Genomic DNA, 18,901 nt, shown 5'->3' with positions numbered 1-18,901 from the left:
GTAAATAAGATGAGCGAAACTACGTTAAAAGTTCAAGGAATGACTTGCAATCATTGCAAAATGCATGTGGAAAAAGCACTCAGCGGAGTAAGTGGTGTCGAAAAGGCAAGTGTTGACCTTGAAAAAGGGGAAGCTATTGTCGTTGGTAATGCTAATCGCGAAGATCTGATCAAAGCGGTTACTGATGCCGGATATAGCGCTCAATAAGAAATCTTGGGATATAAGCAATACAAACTTTGATTATATTCATGTTTAATAATTTTGCAAAAACCCTCTCAATAAAATGGGAGGGTTTTCTTTAAGGTTCTAATTTATAGGCAAAAAATGCTCTTTTACCTTAAGATAACGGAGTTATACGAACTTTCACAGATGTGAAAGAACACAAGAAAAGGCTATGAGTGTACAGCCCATAACCTTTTCTTGTGTTAACAGAATGTTTAAATGCGTAGAAGTGATTTCGAGGGGAAGGGAATCAGGCTACAGAAACAATTGAATAAGTGTATAAAGTCCTAAAGAACAAACAACGATGTAGATAAACAGAAGAATACATTTTTCCCATCTGCGGAGCTGATACGGATGGGGAAGAACCCTCCAACCCAGAGCCAGCAATAACCCCATGACAATTGGCAGGAGGAGTGTATTCATCACTTCAATTGCAATTGTGAGTGATATCAGAGGGATGCCGACAAGGGTAATAATTGAAGCTAATACTATCGTAGCACAATAGAAACCATAAAAAGCAGGCGCTTCTTTCCATGTATTATTTAAACTGCACGGAACTTTTAAAACTTCACCGAATGCCCAAGAACTTGCCAAAGAAACGACGATAGCGGCGATCAAGGCAGCTCCCGTTAAACCGACAGCAAAGAGTGTTTTGCCTGTTATGGTACCGAGAAAGGGCGTCAAAGCAGCGGCAATCTGCTGAACATTTTCAAGTGGTGTATTGGGATTAACCCGGCCTATGGTAGAGGCAGTTAAAATCAAAACACATCCCATAATAATTTGGGTAACGACAGACCCAACTGCTGTGTCAATTCTACTGTACTTAATGACCTTTGACGATAGGCCTTTGTCGACGACAGCCCCTTGTTGATAGAATATCATCCAGGGCATGATGACTGCCCCAACATTTGCGGCGACCAGCAGCCAATAGGAATGGTTATTAAGCGGCTGATTACCAACGATCGCGTGCATCATTGAATAATAATTTGGTTTTGCATAAAGGGCAGCCGGAACAAATGCGAGTTCAAAAAGACCAACCAATATGGCAATTCGCTCAACAACTTTATAGTTTCCAGTTGAGGAAATGAGAATTAAAATTAAGGCGACGAAAGGAACCGTGACCCATTGTGGTACACCAAACAAAGCGCTTATACCTGCAATCCCCGAGAATTCTGTTACTAAGGCGCCGAGCGCTGCTAGAAAGAGAGTGCCAATGGATACCCAAGCCCATTTTGTTCCAAAGGTTTCCTGGATTAGCTCACCGTGCCCACGTCGAGTTGTAATCCCTATTCGAATTGTTAATTCTTGTACAAAATATAGAATAGGGATCAGAAGTATCTGGAGAGTCAGCAGTTTATATCCCCACTGTGCTCCTGATTGTGCGGCAGTGATAATTGAACCTGCGTCAGTATCTGCGAGCATGACAGTTAAACCGGGTCCTATGGTGGCAAGTAACAGTACTAGTCGTTTAATGCCACTAGAATTTGAGGGAGATATCTTTTCAATATTAAGAGTTTGTTCGTCTGCCATTAAGTTACCTCCAAACTTTTATAGACTATTAAAACGAAACTTTAGCATGATTATGTACTTTAGAGGCAAGCAGCTCTAAAAATAATGATAACAATTATCATTTATATGTTTCATATTTTACAATATAAATCCTACTAATTCAATGGGAATTGTTTGATATTTAAGTAATTATTTTAACTGGTATATAAAACTCAGCCTTTCCGTTCATAGGTTATTCATATTTAATTCATGGCTTATTCAAAACGTAATGTCATAATAAGGATCAGCAAGAGGCTTACAAAAATTTAAGGGAGGAATTATCATGCAAAAACTAAACAAAAAAATCTCCATGCTCTTCGGAACAACGGTACTAGCGATTGGGCTCTTTGCCATTCCGGCATTAGCTGGGACAATGACTCAAAGAGTTGTTAATCAAGTTTCAAATAACCAAACGCCTGCATGGAGCATGCCATATGGTTATGGTATGAATGGATACGGAGGCTATGGATCAAATGACAGTAATAATGGTAATGGCTATGGCTATGGCTATGGCATGATGAGCGGGTATAGTGGAAACGGTAGAACTGGCAGCTACGGTATGATGGGCGGATATGGTGAAAACGGTGGAACTGGCAGCTACGGTATGATGGGCGGATATTAGAGAAAATGGTGGATACGGAATGATGAGGTAACAATTAGCTGCCTTACTTAAAATTCTAAATATCAGGTTCAGTCTATTATAAAAACGAAAGGGAGAATAAAAAATGATGGGAAATTCAAAACTTTTTCATGAGATAATCGTAGGCAGAGGTTACACTAAGTACATGGAAGATAAATATGTAGATTCAAGATAATAATTTAGGGGGAATAATCAATGAGAAACTTTGGTAAAAAAATTACTGCAATTGTGGGCACCGCAACGTTAGCAGTAGGTCTTTTGGCTTTACCGGCACTCGCTGGAACAAATCAGCAACAAGGCAGCAGCTGGTATAGTCAAATGCAAAACTTCATGCAGCAAACGTTTACCCCTAGCCAGCACCAAGCGATCATGAATTCACCGGCTATGCAAAATCTCCATAATTCAAGTGCCATGCAAAAAGCCATGGAAACCGGGGATGTTCAGGCAATGGAAGGGATGATGAATTCGGATCCTAATGTTAAAGCTCAAATTGGACAGGACAATCTTGATAAAATGAATCAATTTATGAACCAGTATGGCGGAAATACGATGACCAACGGAAATGGGACAACGACAAGCGCCGGAAGCAGCATGATGAATTTTTAGATATTTTTAGTTCAATAACTTCATTCAGTTGAAATGAAGCAGAGGACAAGGGCTACTGTCGAAGGACGCCCATGTCCTCTGCTTTTTAAGAACTATTTAAGAACTTCAGTGACCTCGTCTTCAATTAGTTTGGGCTTATTTTGATCAAATCCATTGATCCTTAAAACAGGATGATTATTTTTGTCGATGATGATTGTCACGGGGTGTTTCTTTATCTCAAACTCTTGAGTAATGCTCTTAGCGTTCGGGTCATCGTATTTCACAAAATACAACTTGTCATAAAACAAAACCATGCATAAATAGTGGTTTCAATCAGCCACTAAATACATGGTTTATTTATAAAAAAGAATAAATATTTGTTATCCATCTGCCTCTTGTGTTAAGTTTTAATGCATCATTCCATGGCTTCCGGAGCTGCCAGCACTGCCCGAGCTGTTTAACTTTGGCATCGAGTTTGAAGGAGCGGTGCCCATGTGAGGCTGGACAGGCGTTGTTTGATTTGATGAAGAAGGTGATGAATTCATCATATTTGGGGGACTCTGATTGTTATCTCCATTCATTGGACTTCGATTTTGATCTTGGCTTTTATTATGAACTGAACCGGATTCTGGTGAACTCATTGAGGGCATTTTCTCGCCGGTCATCGGGGTCCCCATGGAGTTGGGTGCCTCTTGATTTGTCCCCTTATGCGGCATGATTGTCATACTTTCTTGAGGGAACAGTGAATTAAGGGTAGTGCTTGACTCGGCCAGCATATGTGATGTGTCGTTATAACTTGAATTGCTCTGATTTACCATGAATCCTTGATCCCTTAAACGTTTATAGACCAGATAATGATTTACACTCATGCCGAGGCTTTGCGCAGTTTTTTGAGTGTTTTCATCCGTCTTGGTTACCATCAGGGCACCGGAAATGTTATTGGCAAGCATATATTGTCCCATTGAGTCTCGGAGCTTGACCTGATTAACAATATCCGATTGACGGCTGTCTAAGGGAATAACACTGGCCATGATCAGGTTCTTACCTTGTTTGAATACTCCCTGAGAATTCGCCGAAGCCATTATTAAGTTTACCGAAGTATAAATATCTTTTCCTTGAAGTTGTACTTCAGATGATGAAGCTTGAGTTCCGTGGGCCAAATCAACGACCTTGAGAACCTTGGCATCGCGGTTAACTAAAAGTTCCTTACTATTATTAGTATCCATCACAACGGCAGCTACGGCAGTATTTGCGTTGGAAGCAATATTGAATACCCCTAAACCTACGACCAAAAGAAGCACCGCAGCAATGGAAGCTAATTTAATAAATTTTTGCCCGGAAGCCTTATGGATAGGCAGATCCATTTCGATCACTTGCCCCAGCATAGGAGGTGTCTTTGGGGTTGGAATTTCCAGATAGTCACCACCTTCAGTATATAGGATCGTCTTCTTTTTAGAGGTCTTCATAACGATACCTCTAGCCTCTTTCATTACGCTAACCCCTCTCTTTGATTGACAAAATCAAATTGTGTAAAACTCTTTAAAGGTCCTAAATCTGGATGGGTTTGAATTAAAACAGTGGCAATCAAATACTTTCTCCCTCTTTCTAAGACCTTGCGTTTTATACCGGTCAAAAGTTCTAACTCTTTAAGAGGCAAGCATTTATTCTTTTTAAGGTATTGCATTAAATTAGGTTGCTGAGAAAGTGCAAGAGCTGCTCGGCAAAGAGTCGCTTTGCTATCGCGATGTTTTGGCGAAACTTTAACTAAATCTTCCATAGTTATTCCATAGTCAGCGAGGATTTGGATATAATCTTTGACTGTATGGGCGAAATCATTGTTTTGTTCCTTTTCCTTATAACGTTCAAAAGATACTTCTGAGTCATAATCGAACGGTTCGTTATCGTCAAATTCTGTAGGATTAAGTGATAAATGCTGATATTTAGATTCTTTGCGAAAGTAATCAATTAGGCGGCGGGTTATAACTGTTTTAGCAAACCCATAGAAAGCTGCATTTTCATCAGGGTTGTACTTGTCTATGGCTTCATTAAAGGCCACCAAAGCAACGCTAAGTTCATCGTCATGCCCCCAAGTAAGATAGCGCTTACAAACGCTTGAACTGATTTTTATGATAAAAGGTTTATGAGTTCTAATAAGCTCTTCCCTCACAAGTTCATTTCCGTTTTGGGCTAATTTTAACATCTGTTGAATCGATACGCTTTGCACTTTAACCCCTCCACTTAGTAAATAGTTCGTGTAAAGGTCCGTAATTTTGGGGGTACCTCGACGAAAAAGTTTCCTTTTTACTATTGTTTCGATAACTACTCCTTAATAATCAGAAACATTTTCCAATACCATACTAATGCAGGGGTGGCTACTGAGCATCGGTTATGCTAGGCAGAAGGCGCCTTGATAAACTATAATCAATTCAAGGAAATTGGGATAATTTACGTTTGGTTATAGTTCAATAGGTATAAATTGTATTTGTATAAATTTCCTGTGATTCTAATGAACTTTTTACCATCCTTAATACTCTTACTTTCAGAACAGACCGGAGTGAGGTGACAAGGTGGATCTGGAAGAACAGCTGAAACGGGCAAAAGCGGGGGATCAAGAGGCTTTGGTCCAACTGGTAATGGCGAAAAAAGAAGAATTCTACAGGCTGGCTTATGTTTATATGGGGAACAAAGAGGATGCACTGGACGCAATGGAAGATATGATTGTGCTTCTGTTTGAGAACATCAGGCGACTAAAAAACGAAGCCTCTTTTTACAGTTGGAGCAAGACCATTTTAGTTAACTGCTGCCACAAGATGTTACGTAAGCAGAAAAAGGTTATTGCTATGGAAAAGGTTCCGGAAGGCAGTTATCAAGATGTTTTTTCTGAAAAGGAGGAGCAAATCTCGCTCAAGAAGCATTGGGCTAAATTAAGCGAAGGACAGCGGGAGGTACTTAAACTGCGCTTCTATTTGGACCTGGATTATGAATCTATTGCCCAGATTCTGAATATCCCGTTGGGAACGGTAAAATCACGGATTCATACCGGACTTAGACTCTTGCAGCGAAGCATTGGGGGTGAGTGGGTTGAACAAATTTGAGGAACTTTTTGAAGAAGGGAAAGCAAACGTTGAACGTTTATCTGTTCCCGATGAATTGGAAATAAGGCTGCGAAGCGCCCTGACTAGTCGAAGGGCCCCTCGGCGTCCGCTAGAGAGATGGAAAGTGAGTATTGCTGTGATTCTCGTAGCTTTTTCTCTCATTGCTTATAACTATGATGCTCTGGCGTATTATGGTAAGCAATTGCTGGGATATGACCAGATTATGAACGGGACTTTAAAGCAACTGAATACGTTAGGGAAAGGACAGAGCATTGGGAAAAGTTATACCTTTAAGAATGGTTTTACCTTGACTTTGGACGGGGTAATGCTGGACAGCAATCAGCTTCTGCTCTTTAGTACCCTGAAAGCACCGGCAGGAGAGTTGGAGCATGGAGATATGACGCCGATGATGACTATTAAGGGTTTGTTTGGAGAGTATATGGAGAATAACAGTACTGGGCAAATTAGTGCGGATAATACCGAAATCAAATCCGTAACAAGTTTTGCCCCGCCAAAGTTCTTCGAAAAGAACTTGACATTAACGGTGTCTATAACAGATAAGGGTACGACGGATAGGGGCAATATCACTTTCACCCTCAATCGCAATACAGCTATGGGTTATACTCTGAAAAAGAACATTAATGAAACATTTAATGTTGATGGAAATAAAATCCACATCGATTCTCTTCTCGCATCACCCACTAAAACCGTAATTGAGGGGTCAGTGATGAATATTCTGGAGCTTGCAGAAGCAAAATTAAGCGGGGAAGAGCACCTTAAGCATATCTCTTTGAATTCTTTTGACTTAAGACTCTATGCGAACGATAAGGAAGTTGCTATACAAGGGGGAGGAATGGGCACAAACTTTCACGGGATAACTTTTAATGAAGATTATGATGCTCTGCCTACGGACCTCCAAAAACTAGAGATAAAGCTTGTCAGCTTAGGGGCGGATCACCAGGTGAATAAGAGTTTTAACCTCAAGATCGGTTCGGATAATTCTGCCCTTAACATTCTTGGGCAAACCATCGAAATCAAGAAAGTCTATACCTCAGGAGGGGATACCTATATTACCCTGAGCAGTGAGGATGGAGTGGTTTTGACAAAAGTCTACCTTTTAATGGATGGGAAACAGGTGAGCCTGAATGATACTCAGAATGATCGTTATGACAAAATTATGGAGGGAAAATCGGATAAGGTTATTCATACGCGAACTCTTCATTTTCCAGGAACAGGGCAAAACCTTGAACTCGACGTCCAGCGAATGACTTATGTCAAGACCTATAATGAGGTTCTTAATATTCCGTTAAAGTAGATTATAGTGCACTAATTTCGAGTGATTTAAAGTGAGTCAGCTGAGAAACAAAGGCTATCTGTAAATATAGATAAATGGAAGCAATCTTAAGAACTAAAAAGGAACTGTTCTGGCCCTGAGGCTAAAACAGTTCCTTGCAGCTTGATCTATTTTCATCCGAGCATGGGAAGTTGTTACTTAACGATGGCATTTTTAATAGTCGGGTCATTGTTGGATTTTTCTTGGAAGCCGGATACTAAATACCGTCTCCTTGTCTACTTCACTTTGAACCTGGATCGTCCCTTGATGAAGGGTAGTGATTTGGCGTACTAGTGCGAGACCAATACCCGTTCCTCCAGTTTCGCGGGCGCGGGATTTGTCGGTACGGTAAAAGCGCTCAAAGATAAAAGGAAGTTCCTCTTTCGGAATGCCGCTGCCCGTGTTTTTGATACTGACTGTTGAAAAATTGGGCTCTGGTTTCAACGTGACGGTTACTTCACCGTCGGCATTCGAATAGCGATAAGCATTGTGTATTAGATTATAAAACAGCCTTGTTAAGAGCCGCCCGTCTCCCGTCATAATGACCGATTCGGCTGGAGGGTTCCAATTGAGAGTTAATTGTTTCTCTTGAATTAAGGGATTGAGACTATGGGTAACTTTTTCCAGAAGATGTTTCAAGTCTACCGATTCGAAGATCGGTTTCAAAGCTCCCATTTCAGCTACATTTAGGTCTTTTAAGTCACTGGATAGATCAACAAGGCGATCAATTTCCTCATGAATGGAGGAAAGGTTTTCTTCATCCGCAGGCAGAACGTTGTCTTGGAATGCTTCAATATAGCTCTTGATAGACGTTAGAGGTGTGCGCAGTTCATGGGCAATATCTGCTGTGAACTGTTTGCGGAGAGTTTCCTGGCGTTTCAAATTGTCAACCATCACGTTGAATGCGACGGCTAATTGTCCGACCTCATCGTTGGTCATAATATCTACTCGTTCATCTAAGTGCCCTTTGCCGATGTGATCGGCGGCTTGAGTTAATCGTTTCAACGGTTTAACGAGATGACGACTGGTAAAATAACTGAGGATAATTCCAAAGAGTAAGGCTAGACTTCCAGCTAACAGTAACGAGTAAAAGACTGAGGACTGAAATTGGACGTCCTGGGGATTGAGAATCGGTGCCGATGAGGGGTAGCGAACAGAGGCTGTAGCCAGAATTCCTTGAGGCCCGGAAACGGTCAGAGTTTTTGTTTTCCAACTTGTGGCTGGAGTCGAGTACATCGACATCCCCATACTCATTCCATCCTGACCATTCATCATACCGCCCATCATGTTGCTTAGCGTAGTAATTTGTTTGCCGCTGGGATCAGTCAAGGTCACAATAGTCCCTGCAGGGAGTGATTGGCTTATGTCTTGGAGTGAAGCGGGATCCCAGGCCCCTTTGCTCTGATAGGCGGCGCTAAGACGTGATGGTAATTGTTCAATTAACGTTTCGTTGGTTTTCGTTAAGTAATTACTGAATTGCTGGTGAAAAACCAGATCAACAGCAAGTATGCTGAAGGTTAAGGTAATAAGGGTAATGATAAGGGTGGACAGAAATAATTTTTTTCTCATCTTATCCTCCGGCGTTGGGGTTGAATTTGTAGCCAACTCCGTAAACCGTCATAATAATTTGAGGATCGCTTGGTGTTGTTTCGATTTTCTGGCGGATTTTTTTAATATGGGCGTCTATAACCCGGTCATCTCCCTCGAAGTCGTGGCCCTGAACGATTTCCACTAATTGGCCGCGGGAGTAAACTCGTCCGGGATGTTTGGCCAGTGCGCCCAGGATTTTAAATTCGGTGGGAGTTAGAAAGACTTCTTGATCATGAAGTCGAATTTCATGCTGAATGTTATCGATGGTGAGACCATTGTCGTAAGTAATGACATCCGCCAGAGGAGAGGTCTCGTTATTTGATCGCCGAAGGACTGCCCGTACACGGGCAACGACTTCACGAGGGCTGAAGGGCTTGGTAATGTAATCATCGGCACCGATACTTAAACCTTGAATGCGGTCTTCTTCTTCCACTTTGGCTGTGAGCATAATGATCGGTACTGAGGAGGTTTTCCGAATTTCTTGGCATATTTCTGTTCCTGACATGCCAGGAAGCATTAAATCCAGGATAACAAGATCATAAGCGTTTTCATTAAACATGGTTAGTGCAATTAAACCATTGAGGGCAGTATTCACTTGAAAGCCTTCTTGTTGAAGGTAGGCTTTTAGCACTGAAGTGATTTTCTTTTCATCATCAACGAGCAAAATTCTCATAAATTAGTTCCTCCATTCCCAAGGCTTATAGCTATTATACAAGAAAACGACATTTTCGGACAATCTCAAGCAATTAAAGACTCGGCTAGTTTCCTAATAAGGAACGCACTCGTCTTAAACGGGTGCGCTCCTTGATTTTGAAGACTATAGTTTTTCACGAAACAGCAATCAATCAAGAAATTTGTCCTTTTTTTGCGAGATTTTTGACTCTGGAGCCGTCTTAATATTTTAGCCAATAACAATTTTGCCGAACATTCCTTTGGCTGCATGCCCAGGGTATTGGCAGATATAGTAGAACTCACCGGTTTGACTTGCGGAGAATGAGACTTGGGCAGAGGGATACTGGTTATTTGCCGACTCCGGAACTGGTGGGATAAAGCTGCCGGGATAAGTGGCTCCTTGCATCATTGGCATATAGGCATAGGGAGGAGCTGCGGTTGTTAACTCAACTCCATGGGGCATGCCCTTATCTTCATTGATGATTTCTAACGTTACATTAGCGCCTTGAGGAATTTTTAGAGTTGGATTTATTAAACCACCGATCACAAATTTGCCGTCTGCTTCCTCAGGTCCGCCCAGCATTACAATTTTTATTGCTGAGCCAGTATAAGTTATGGTATTTGAATTTTTGTCGACGGTGGCATTGGTCAAAGAAGAGTTCATTTCGTTTGCCGCACTAGTCGCATCCTTTAAAGATTGACTATATGTGTTCCCGTTTCCATTTCCATATCCGTAACCATTCATGAATCCAGAGCCACCGCAATAGCCACCTGTCTGGCCGTTACTGAAGCTATTGTTCCCGGAACCGTTGTTTCCGGAACTATTGCTGTAGTAGCCGCCCATCATACCATACCCACCAGGAAATCCGTAGGATCCTGGGCTGGTGTTTGAATTATCATCTGCAAAATTACTTGCACTGGTATTGGCGGCTGTTTGGCTAGTTGGATTTTTATAAACAGTAAGTAAATAATTGCTGTTATTCCCCGAGGAATGGGGTATTACGGATTTAGAGTTCATAGCAGCATATACTGAGCCAGAAAAAGCTATTAAGCTAGCGATTGAGAGACCTACAATCCATTTTGTTTTTTTCATACTTAGTTCCTCCTGTGCTTAAAAGTACCTAATATTGATCTGCAATTTTATGGTTTAAGTATAGGGATCCAATACGATTTTGTTATGAATGAGTTGTGAATTTCTTGTGAATTTCTAAAGCTTTTTTTAAAAACCCGAAAGAGGCTGTTGCGTTGCAAAATGCATAAGCGTCCCTCATTAAACAAAGCCCTGCATAAATAGTGGTTTGAATCATCCATTTATTCATTATGCAACAGCCCCTCAAGAATTCAGACTTAATTCAGACTTAATATTGTATGTCTTCTCCAGCAATATCCAGCGGAAGATCAATGAAGTTTTTCTTCCTTCCCGCATATAGTTAAACGTTACTAAGCGCGAAGGGAGATTTTAACGTGGATAAAGATTCCGGCTCCGCAGATGAGTCAAAACCTCTGATTTCGGCCAAACGGCACCCCCTCATAATTATTGCCATTATTGCTCTTGTAATTATCGGTGGGATAGGCCTTTCACTCGTTTTATATACCAGGGACACGGGACAGATTGCCAAGGGTATTGTCTTAGAAATTCCTTTGGGACAATTAACGTTTGCAGATGCCCAGTCCAAGCTGGAACAACAGAGAACTAAACTATACGAACATCCCCTTCAGCTCACAGCCGGCGAGAAAACCTTTTCATTTACGATGAAAGAACTTGGTTTCACATATTCTTATGAAGAGCCACTGCAGCAGGCCTATCTTATCGGAAGAGAAGGGAATATCCTTAATAAAGCTGAAGCTAAATTTAAAGCGAGTTGGGGTATAACTTTTACACCAGACTACACGTGGAATAATCAAACCCTGTCAGGCATCCTGACTCAACGTCTCTCAAGTTTGAATATGCCCGCAGAAAATGCCCACTTTATCGTTAACCCTGATGACTCAATGCAAATAGTCGCCGAAAAGGTTGGAAAACAAGTTGATATCGAGAACCTAATAACAAGCATAAAAAAGGTTCCTATCGAGGATGCAGCACATATTCCTATCCCATTTAAAAGCATAAAGCCAGGTCTAACCCAAGAGGACTTGGAGAAAGTAAAGAGCTATGATCTTATAAGTGAATACTCAACCATCTTCGATTTAAATCAAAAAGAACGGACCATCAATCTTAAGTTAGCAGCCAAAGCTATTGATGGTTTGGTTCTAAAACCGGGAGAGACGTTTTCATTTAACCAAACTGTAGGACCCAGAACTGTTGAAGCTGGGTATCAAGAAGCTATAATTATTGAAGGAAATTCCTTCGTGCCGGGTCTAGGCGGCGGAGTCTGTCAGGTCTCCAGCACTTTATACAATGCAGTTCGTTTAGCATCCTCATCGGTAACTGTTATTGAGCGGTCGCGTCATAGCCTGCCTGTGGCCTATGTTCCTCCAGGGCAGGATGCAACGGTTGCCTATCCGGATCTGGATTTCAAGTTCAGAAATGACTCAGGGGATTTCATTCTAATCCGAAGTGATATCAACGGTCATTCTTTAACCTTTAAGCTCTATGGAAAGGCCAAGAAGAAACAATCATCTTGACTGAAATTGAGCTGCTGGTAAAATTATTTGATTGACAATTCAGCCAAAAATCAGTATATTGATAACGAACCATATGAAAACGGTTTCATATTTTAAATGAAGAGTAGCTGAGTGACTTGGCTTTTTGATTCCCAGATCTTAGGCTGCAAGAAAATAAACTGACATCCGGAGACATGATTTTAGCTATTTTTAAGAATAAGCTATGCAAAGAGTGCTTGAAACAGCGTTATTTTGCAGATTCGTGGCAGAAAAAATGAAAATGATTAAAAAGAAGGATTTCGACCTGTGAAAAATGAGACTATTCTGTACTTTGGTGAGACATATTAGGCAAATCTGTGGTAGCGGTTCCACATGATATGCAAGACAATCGGAGTTGAAAGTTATATATGGCTACTATAAGGGATGTTGCAAGGTTAGCGGGGGTCTCGATTTCAACGGTCTCCAGAGTCTTAAATAAGAGTGGTTATGTTAATATCGAGACGGAGAGAGAAGTCAATAAGGCTATTCAAATGTTAAAATATGAGCCGAGTGACGTTGCCAGGGGATTAACGAATAAGAAGACCAGAACGATTGCCTTAATTCTGCCGGATATTGTGAACCCTTTTTTTCCTGAGTTAAGCAGGGCTGTTGAAGATGTGGCGCGGACGTCAGGATATACTGTAATCTTCGGCAATTCTGACGGCCAGGCAAATAAAGAGAAGGCCTACATTAATATTCTTAAACAAAAGTATATCAGTGGGATTATTTTTGCTTCCCATAACCTTAACCGCAATGATGTCGAGTATTTAGAGAAAATCGATATACCTTTTGTTGTTTTAGACCGAGCACCTTCCCAAGAAGGTTGTACCGTTGTTCGCTCCAACAATTTTGAAGGCGCCAAACTTGCTGTTCAACATTTACTTGACGCAGGATGCAATAAAATTGCTCATATATATGGGCCTCAGGAAATTAATACTGCTAAAGACCGTTTAATCGGCTATGAGGAATCTGTTAAGAATTTTAAATGGTACAGCCCGACTTTAATGGTACCTGGGAATTTTAAGCTGGACGGAGGAATGAATGCCGCCCATGTGTTGATGGAACGGCATCCTGATGTCGATGGTATTTTTGTGGGCAATGATTTGATGGCGGTGGGTGCGCTAAAAACTCTCCTGCGTTTGGGTATAAACGTTCCGAATCAGATAGCTATTTGCGGGTTTGATGGAATTCATCTGGCAGAGGCTGTTGAACCGGAGTTAACAACAATAGCTCAGCCTATTTATGAAATGGGAGTCTTGGCTGCAGATTTATTAATCAAGAAAATAGAAGGGGCCGAGGTCGATAATCGCATTTATGAATTAGAGGTTAAGTTAGTGCCCCGGGCTTCAACAACAAAGTGTATTTAAGTTACTTAGATGAACTGGCAATCATTTCCTAACAATGTCCTTCAACTATAGTTTTAACGATTCGATGTGGTAACGGTATCATATTCTAAAGGTGCAAAAGGTACAAATGTCATTGTCAAACTACTGCCTTCGATCAAGCGATAATACAGAAAAAAAGACAGGGGTGTCAAGGGAATGAAAAAACAAGGCGTGCTTCATGGGGAATTGTCACGATTCATTGCTGCATTAGGTCATGGTCAGACCTTAGTTATTGCAGACTATGGGTTACCGATCCCGCCCCAGATCCCATTTGTTGATTTAGCGGTTTGTGAGGGTGTTCCTGCTTTTGAGGATGTGTTCAATGCTGTTCTTGGCGAATTGAGCGTCGAACAAATTACAATCGCTGAGGAACTGCAAGAGGCTCATCCGGATTTGTTTGCTAAAATCAAGGAGGCGACAGATGCTCCTTTGGAACTTGTAAGTCACGAAGTATTTAAAGAACGTTTAGCATCGGCTGCAGTAATTGTCCGCACTGGTGAGTGGACCTCTTATGCCAATGTCATCTTAAAGTCTAGCGTTGTATTTTAGGTGGTGAATTTATGGCACTCTTAGAAATGAAGGGAATCTGTAAAGGCTTCTCAGGTGTCAAGGTTCTTCAAGGGGTAGACCTGCAGGTCAGTGGGGGAGAGGTAGTGGCCTTACTTGGTGAAAATGGCGCCGGTAAGTCCACATTAATGAAAATCTTAACTGGGGTCTATGCAGCAGATGCAGGGCAAATAGCAATCGACGGAGAGACTGTATCTATTAAGGCGATTCCCGATGCCCAGAACCTAGGGATCGAGATGATATATCAAGAGCTTAACCTATTTCCTAACTTATCGGTGGCCGAAAACTTTCTGATTGGGCATGAGAATGAATTTCGGACTCTGGGTTTCGTTAATTATCCTCTTCTCTATAAGAAGGTTGGGGAGACAATGGCAGCATTGAATCTTAACCGTGATCCCAAAGAATCGCTGGGCGGCCTAAGTGTTGGCGAACAGCAGTTAGTGGAAATTGGCAAGGCCTTGCAGAAAGATGTTCGCTTTCTCATTATGGACGAGCCTACCTCCGCTTTGAGCCGGGCTGAAACAGAACGACTTTTTGAAATTGTCCGTTCTCTCAAGGATAAAGGCGTTGGAATTATTTATATTTCCCATCGCCTGGAGGAATTGTTTGCTGTGGCAGATCGGGTGACAGTATTACGGGACGGTCAGTTCATTGCCACGGTTAAGACCGAGGAGACAACAGAGCGGGAATTGGTTTCTTTAATGGTTGGCCGGGAGATTGAGGAACGCTATCCTCATGTTGAAACGACACCGACTGAGATTGTACTGCGTGCAAAGCAATTAAGTACGCAATTTGTCCAGAACGTTAGTTTAGAAGTTAGAGCAGGGGAAATCGTGGGCCTTGGCGGCCTGATGGGTTCCGGACGCACGGAGGTGGCTCGTGCTTTAAGTGGAATCGATGCTTTAAAGTCCGGCGAAATCATCCTTGAAGGCCGGAAACTCTCCTTAAGAACCCCTATTAATGCAATTCGTTCCGGGATAGCCCTTGTAACCGAGGACCGTAAAAATGAAGGACTGCATCTTCCCTTTTCCATTCGTGAAAATTTGGCTCTCCCAACCCTCGATGCGCGAAGTCGTTGGGGCATAATTTCCAGGCAAAAGGAACGGGAGAATGCGGAGCATTGGGTTAAACAATTGAGAGTTAAAACTCCAACTATTGAGCAGTCTGCACAAAATTTAAGCGGTGGAAATCAACAAAAGGTCGTCATTGGTAAATGGTTATCTTGTAACCCGAAATTGCTGATTTTGGATGAGCCGACACGAGGCGTTGACGTGGGAGCGAAACAGGAAATCTATCAGCTAATGAACCAATTGAAGTTAGAAGGAAAGGCAGTTTTGCTGATTTCTTCCGACTTGCCTGAATTGTTGGGCATGAGCGATAGGGTCTATGTAATGCACGAAGGAGTTATTATGGGCGAATTACAGAGCGGAGAGATGGAACAAGAAGCGTTTATGCGTTTAGCTACGGGAGGTGAGGTATAATGGAACGAATTATCAAAACTATTAAACGTTATCATTTAGGACCGACAATTGGTCTCATTATTTTAATTTTCATTCTCTCTTTTGCAACCGCTAAGTTTTTTACCTTTGGAAATCTGCGCAACGTTGCCCTGCAAATTTCAGTGAATGCTTTGATTGCAGTGGGAATGACCTTTGTCATTCTTACATCTGGGATTGATTTATCGGTTGGATCTACTCTGGCTTTAAGTGCAGCGCTTGCTTCGCAGCTAATGGTCGGACACGTTAACCCTTGGGTAGCTGTTATTGCAGCTTTGGCTTTTGGGGGGGTGGCTGGAGCAGTTAATGGATTGTTTGTCGCCTATGCAGGCTTGGCCCCTTTTATTGTTACCTTAGGGACGATGACGCTGTTTCGAGGAATGACAGAAATCTATACCAATGGCATGCCTATTTATAATTTGCCTCAAGAGTTTGCTAAATTCGGCACCGGGACATTTTTGGAAATTCCTATTCCGGTCTGGGTAATGGCTTTTGTCCTTATTACCGCTTGGGTTGTACTCCATCGAACAATTGCCGGAAGACGCATTTATGCAATTGGAGGAAATGAGCGAGTTTCCTTCTTGGCTGGAGTTCCAGTAAAACGTTATCTTTTGAGTGTTTATGTTGTCAGTGGTATTTTGGCTTCTTTAGCAGGAATAATTTTAGCTTCCCGTTTAGGCTCTGCAGAACCAACTGCAGGCGTAGGATATGAGCTGGATGCCATTACGGCAGTCGTACTTGGCGGGACCAGTTTGGCCGGGGGAGAAGGCACGTTAGTAGGGACTCTTATCGGGGCCTTGATTCTCGGAATTATTGATAATGGTTTGAATCTGCTCAATGTCAATTCTTTCTATCAAGATGCCGTGAAAGGATTAATTATTCTTGCGGCGATTATGCTTGATCGCAAGAAATCCTCAGCGAGGTAAGAGGCCCTGCGGCCTCTTCTTCAAATAAATAAAAATAAATGTAAAGAGGAGAAATGGCAATGAAAAAATGGAAAACTATTTTGGGGCTAGGTGTTCTGACAGTGGGTCTTGTTTCTGGATGCGGTACTGCTTCTAACAATGGTTCAGGCGACAAAACAGCTGCTCAAGCAAAATCCGGCGATTATACCATTGGTTTCGCTGTCTCCACGACCAATAATCCGTTTTTTGTAGCTATGGAAAATGGAGTTAAACAGGAAGCTGAGAAAGAAAACGTAAAAGTTATTATCGATAATGGTAATAATGACGCTGCTACTCAATTGAACCAAGTTCAAGACTTAATTCAGCAAAAAGTAAGTGCTATTATTCTTAACCCAACCGATAGTCAAGGTTTGTCCAGCGCAGTTGCTGCTGCTAATAAAGCGAACATCCCTGTTATAACCTTGGATCGTAGTGTAAATTCCGGTAAAGTATCCTGTTTCATTGCCTCCGACAGCGTTCAGGCAGGAAAAATGGCTGCTGATGAGATTATAAAAGCTCTGAATGGCCAGGGCAAAGTCGTTGAGCTTCAAGGGATCATTGGTACTTCAGCTGAACGGGACAGAGAGCAAGGGTTTGACCAAGAAATTGCGACAGCAAAGGGAATTCAAGTTGTTGCTAAACAATCGGCTAATTTTGACCGCAGTAAAGCGTTAAACGTTATGCAAAATATTCTTCAGGCTAATCCCGATGTTAAAGGGGTCTTCGCCCAAAATGATGAGATGGCTCTAGGCGCCTCGAAAGCAATTCAACAAAGCAATAAAACAGGGATTGCGATTGTCGGTATTGATGGTGAACAAGAAGCGGTCAATAACGTTCAACAAGGACTTTTCTATGCTGACATTGCTCAACAGCCAGCTGAAGAAGGAGTATTAGGAGTTCAGAACGCTATGAAACTGGTCAAGGGCAATTCCGTTTCGGCGACTGTCAGCTCACCTCTGAAACTTGTTGAAAAAGGAACATCATTTAAAGGTTTTTAAGCTGATCAGATGCTTTTATTTCAGTAAATTAGTCGAGGGAGTAATCATTCCTTTGTAACTGTTTCTGGATTATGTCTTAAGGGAGGTGAAGCAGGATGATGCGTTCCATGACAGTGATCGGCAGCCTTAACATGGATATTGTCAATCGCGTTGAAAAAGCGCCTTTGCCGGGCCAAACAATTAAAGCCATTGAAACGAGCTATATTCCGGGCGGGAAGGGCGCAAATCAGGCAGTAGCTGCAGCTCGTGCGGGAGCTAAAGTCGAAATGATCGGGGCAGTAGGCGTGGACGCTTATGGAGAAATTCTCTTAGAAAACCTGCGATCCTCGGGTGTCGGAACAGGTGGAGTGCTTGTCAAGCAGGATATTTCAACAGGACTGGCTTTCATTACCGTCGATGGACTAGGGGAAAATCGTATTATTATTTCTCCAGGGGCCAACGGAGCGTTAGATCCGAAGGATATTGACGAGGCAGGCAAGTTGCTGGACGAGCCAGACCTAATCATTCTTCAGAATGAGATACCCTACCCAACCTTAGCCTATGTATTCGAATACTTTGCAGCGAAAGGAAAGTATATTATATACAATCCTGCGCCTGCTTTTGTGCCGCCAGAGAATATCTATCACATGGTTAATTTATTAATTCTTAACGAAACAGAGGCGGCTGTATTAACTGGAGTTAAAACTGAAAGTATTGAGGAAGTGCACTCTGCCGGCAAAATCTTAGTGGCACAAGGGTGTCGGGAAATCATTGTAACCTTAGGCGCCAAGGGATTATTTTATATGAGCAGTGAAGGAACAACGATGTATCAACCGGCGTTCAAGGTTAAAGCGCTGGATACAACGGCAGCCGGTGATACTTTTGTAGGGGCCTACGCTGCCGCTATTGCTGAGGGCAAGCCCCTTCAGGCTGCTTTGCATTTTGCTTCAGCAGCTTCGGCTCTTACTGTAACTAGAAAAGGCGCCCAAACTTCAATCCCGCAACGGGCGGAAATCAATGCTTTTTTAGCTCAAGATGAGCGCTAAAATTACGGGGAATTAAACTACTAATACTTTAATTCAGTTTTAGGGCTGTGTTTTCACACAGCTCTTTTTTTGCAAAAATCTAATACTTTCTTCTTACATCATTGCAACTAGCTGCAGATTTTCCAGAGCCTGAAGCGGGGTTACTATAATGCCGATTA

Annotated in this window: 19 protein-coding genes; 12 read left to right on the top strand and 7 right to left on the bottom strand. The window is 42.1% G+C overall.

Translation table 11 applies throughout. The features are described from left to right. The first annotated feature begins 9 nt into the window (after positions 1 to 9). A complete protein-coding gene (locus DEAC_RS00145; protein ID WP_047808028.1) occupies positions 10 to 207 on the top strand; it encodes a CopZ family metallochaperone in 198 nt (65 codons plus the stop codon). A gap of 270 nt (positions 208 to 477) precedes the next feature. Here the strand turns inward: DEAC_RS00145 and DEAC_RS00140 are convergent, their stop codons facing one another. Continuing rightward, entirely contained in the window at positions 478 to 1,752 is a 1,275-nt protein-coding gene (locus tag DEAC_RS00140; protein ID WP_053006227.1) for an NRAMP family divalent metal transporter, read from the bottom strand. A 301-nt stretch (positions 1,753 to 2,053) separates the two neighbouring features. Here DEAC_RS00140 and DEAC_RS23780 point away from each other — a divergent pair, with 301 nt between their 5' ends. After that, positions 2,054 to 2,392, top strand: a complete 339-nt coding sequence (locus tag DEAC_RS23780) for a hypothetical protein (RefSeq protein ID WP_053006226.1) — start codon at positions 2,054 to 2,056, stop codon at positions 2,390 to 2,392. A gap of 213 nt (positions 2,393 to 2,605) precedes the next feature. Further along, a complete protein-coding gene (locus tag DEAC_RS00130; RefSeq protein WP_047808027.1) occupies positions 2,606 to 3,016 on the top strand; it encodes a hypothetical protein in 411 nt (136 codons plus the stop codon). Positions 3,017 to 3,108: 92 nt separating this feature from the next. Here DEAC_RS00130 and DEAC_RS00125 read toward each other — a convergent pair whose 3' ends face one another. The 3 genes from DEAC_RS00125 to sigI all read right to left on the bottom strand — a co-directional run bounded on the left by DEAC_RS00125 (position 3,109) and on the right by sigI (position 5,219). After that, positions 3,109 to 3,309, bottom strand: a complete 201-nt coding sequence (locus DEAC_RS00125) for a hypothetical protein (protein ID WP_047808026.1) — start codon at positions 3,307 to 3,309, stop codon at positions 3,109 to 3,111. A gap of 93 nt (positions 3,310 to 3,402) precedes the next feature. After that, on the bottom strand, positions 3,403 to 4,485 hold the full coding sequence (locus DEAC_RS00120; RefSeq protein ID WP_047808025.1) for an anti-sigma factor domain-containing protein: 1,083 nt from the start codon (positions 4,483 to 4,485) through the stop codon (positions 3,403 to 3,405). Then, entirely contained in the window at positions 4,485 to 5,219 is a 735-nt protein-coding gene (sigI, locus tag DEAC_RS00115) for an RNA polymerase sigma-I factor (protein WP_047808024.1), read from the bottom strand. The genes DEAC_RS00120 and sigI overlap by 1 nt, the downstream gene beginning before the upstream one ends. Before the next feature lie 343 nt (positions 5,220 to 5,562). Between sigI and DEAC_RS00110 the strand changes: the two genes are divergently transcribed. Next, entirely contained in the window at positions 5,563 to 6,090 is a 528-nt protein-coding gene (locus tag DEAC_RS00110) for an RNA polymerase sigma factor (RefSeq protein ID WP_047808023.1), read from the top strand. After that, on the top strand, positions 6,077 to 7,405 hold the full coding sequence (locus tag DEAC_RS00105; RefSeq protein ID WP_047808022.1) for a DUF4179 domain-containing protein: 1,329 nt from the start codon (positions 6,077 to 6,079) through the stop codon (positions 7,403 to 7,405). Before DEAC_RS00110 ends, DEAC_RS00105 begins: the two co-directional genes overlap by 14 nt. Before the next feature lie 204 nt (positions 7,406 to 7,609). Here DEAC_RS00105 and DEAC_RS00100 read toward each other — a convergent pair whose 3' ends face one another. The 3 genes from DEAC_RS00100 to DEAC_RS00090 all read right to left on the bottom strand — a co-directional run bounded on the left by DEAC_RS00100 (position 7,610) and on the right by DEAC_RS00090 (position 10,778). Continuing rightward, entirely contained in the window at positions 7,610 to 8,992 is a 1,383-nt protein-coding gene (locus tag DEAC_RS00100; RefSeq protein ID WP_047808021.1) for a sensor histidine kinase, read from the bottom strand. A gap of 1 nt (position 8,993) precedes the next feature. Next, positions 8,994 to 9,686 carry a response regulator transcription factor gene (locus DEAC_RS00095; RefSeq protein ID WP_047808020.1) on the bottom strand — a complete coding sequence of 231 codons (693 nt, stop codon included), beginning with the start codon at positions 9,684 to 9,686 and terminating at the stop codon, positions 8,994 to 8,996. A gap of 228 nt (positions 9,687 to 9,914) precedes the next feature. After that, positions 9,915 to 10,778: a cupredoxin domain-containing protein gene (locus tag DEAC_RS00090; RefSeq protein ID WP_047808019.1), complete on the bottom strand. Its 864-nt coding sequence runs from the start codon at positions 10,776 to 10,778 to the stop codon at positions 9,915 to 9,917. A 371-nt stretch (positions 10,779 to 11,149) separates the two neighbouring features. Here DEAC_RS00090 and DEAC_RS00085 point away from each other — a divergent pair, with 371 nt between their 5' ends. The 7 genes from DEAC_RS00085 (at position 11,150) to rbsK (ending at position 18,743) form a co-directional block, all read left to right on the top strand. Continuing rightward, entirely contained in the window at positions 11,150 to 12,310 is a 1,161-nt protein-coding gene (locus tag DEAC_RS00085) for a VanW family protein (protein WP_047808018.1), read from the top strand. 386 nt (positions 12,311 to 12,696) lie between these two features. Then, entirely contained in the window at positions 12,697 to 13,695 is a 999-nt protein-coding gene (locus DEAC_RS00080) for a LacI family DNA-binding transcriptional regulator (RefSeq protein ID WP_047808017.1), read from the top strand. 174 nt (positions 13,696 to 13,869) lie between these two features. Beyond that, the gene (gene rbsD, locus DEAC_RS00075) at positions 13,870 to 14,262 is read left to right on the top strand and encodes a D-ribose pyranase (RefSeq protein ID WP_047808016.1); all 393 of its coding nucleotides are present in this window, start codon (positions 13,870 to 13,872) and stop codon (positions 14,260 to 14,262) included. 11 nt (positions 14,263 to 14,273) lie between these two features. Beyond that, entirely contained in the window at positions 14,274 to 15,761 is a 1,488-nt protein-coding gene (locus DEAC_RS00070; protein WP_047808015.1) for a sugar ABC transporter ATP-binding protein, read from the top strand. Then, positions 15,761 to 16,702, top strand: coding sequence for an ABC transporter permease (locus DEAC_RS00065; protein WP_047808014.1), 942 nt, complete (start codon positions 15,761 to 15,763; stop codon positions 16,700 to 16,702). Before DEAC_RS00070 ends, DEAC_RS00065 begins: the two co-directional genes overlap by 1 nt. 59 nt (positions 16,703 to 16,761) lie before the next feature. Beyond that, positions 16,762 to 17,718, top strand: a complete 957-nt coding sequence (locus DEAC_RS00060) for a substrate-binding domain-containing protein (protein WP_047808013.1) — start codon at positions 16,762 to 16,764, stop codon at positions 17,716 to 17,718. Between the two features lie 95 nt (positions 17,719 to 17,813). Next, a complete protein-coding gene (rbsK, locus tag DEAC_RS00055) occupies positions 17,814 to 18,743 on the top strand; it encodes a ribokinase (RefSeq protein WP_200903066.1) in 930 nt (309 codons plus the stop codon). Positions 18,744 to 18,901 lie beyond the last annotated feature (158 nt).

The sequence above is a fragment of the Desulfosporosinus acididurans genome, from assembly GCF_001029285.1.
In the GTDB taxonomy this organism is placed as follows: Bacteria; Bacillota; Desulfitobacteriia; order Desulfitobacteriales; family Desulfitobacteriaceae; genus Desulfosporosinus; species Desulfosporosinus acididurans.
This window is presented reverse-complemented; position numbering and strand designations above follow the sequence as displayed.

Coding starts and splice junctions, on each gene's coding strand:
- DEAC_RS00145 (WP_047808028.1), top strand. CDS start 10: ATGAGCGAAACTACGTTAAAAGTTCAAGGAATGACTTGCAATCATTGC.
- DEAC_RS00140 (WP_053006227.1), bottom strand. CDS start 1,752: ATGGCAGACGAACAAACTCTTAATATTGAAAAGATATCTCCCTCAAAT.
- DEAC_RS23780 (WP_053006226.1), top strand. CDS start 2,054: ATGCAAAAACTAAACAAAAAAATCTCCATGCTCTTCGGAACAACGGTA.
- DEAC_RS00130 (WP_047808027.1), top strand. CDS start 2,606: ATGAGAAACTTTGGTAAAAAAATTACTGCAATTGTGGGCACCGCAACG.
- DEAC_RS00125 (WP_047808026.1), bottom strand. CDS start 3,309: ATGGTTTTGTTTTATGACAAGTTGTATTTTGTGAAATACGATGACCCG.
- DEAC_RS00120 (WP_047808025.1), bottom strand. CDS start 4,485: ATGAAAGAGGCTAGAGGTATCGTTATGAAGACCTCTAAAAAGAAGACG.
- DEAC_RS00100 (WP_047808021.1), bottom strand. CDS start 8,992: ATGAGAAAAAAATTATTTCTGTCCACCCTTATCATTACCCTTATTACC.
- DEAC_RS00095 (WP_047808020.1), bottom strand. CDS start 9,686: ATGAGAATTTTGCTCGTTGATGATGAAAAGAAAATCACTTCAGTGCTA.
- DEAC_RS00090 (WP_047808019.1), bottom strand. CDS start 10,778: ATGAAAAAAACAAAATGGATTGTAGGTCTCTCAATCGCTAGCTTAATA.
- DEAC_RS00080 (WP_047808017.1), top strand. CDS start 12,697: ATGGCTACTATAAGGGATGTTGCAAGGTTAGCGGGGGTCTCGATTTCA.
- rbsD (WP_047808016.1), top strand. CDS start 13,870: ATGAAAAAACAAGGCGTGCTTCATGGGGAATTGTCACGATTCATTGCT.
- DEAC_RS00070 (WP_047808015.1), top strand. CDS start 14,274: ATGGCACTCTTAGAAATGAAGGGAATCTGTAAAGGCTTCTCAGGTGTC.
- DEAC_RS00065 (WP_047808014.1), top strand. CDS start 15,761: ATGGAACGAATTATCAAAACTATTAAACGTTATCATTTAGGACCGACA.
- DEAC_RS00060 (WP_047808013.1), top strand. CDS start 16,762: ATGAAAAAATGGAAAACTATTTTGGGGCTAGGTGTTCTGACAGTGGGT.
- rbsK (WP_200903066.1), top strand. CDS start 17,814: ATGATGCGTTCCATGACAGTGATCGGCAGCCTTAACATGGATATTGTC.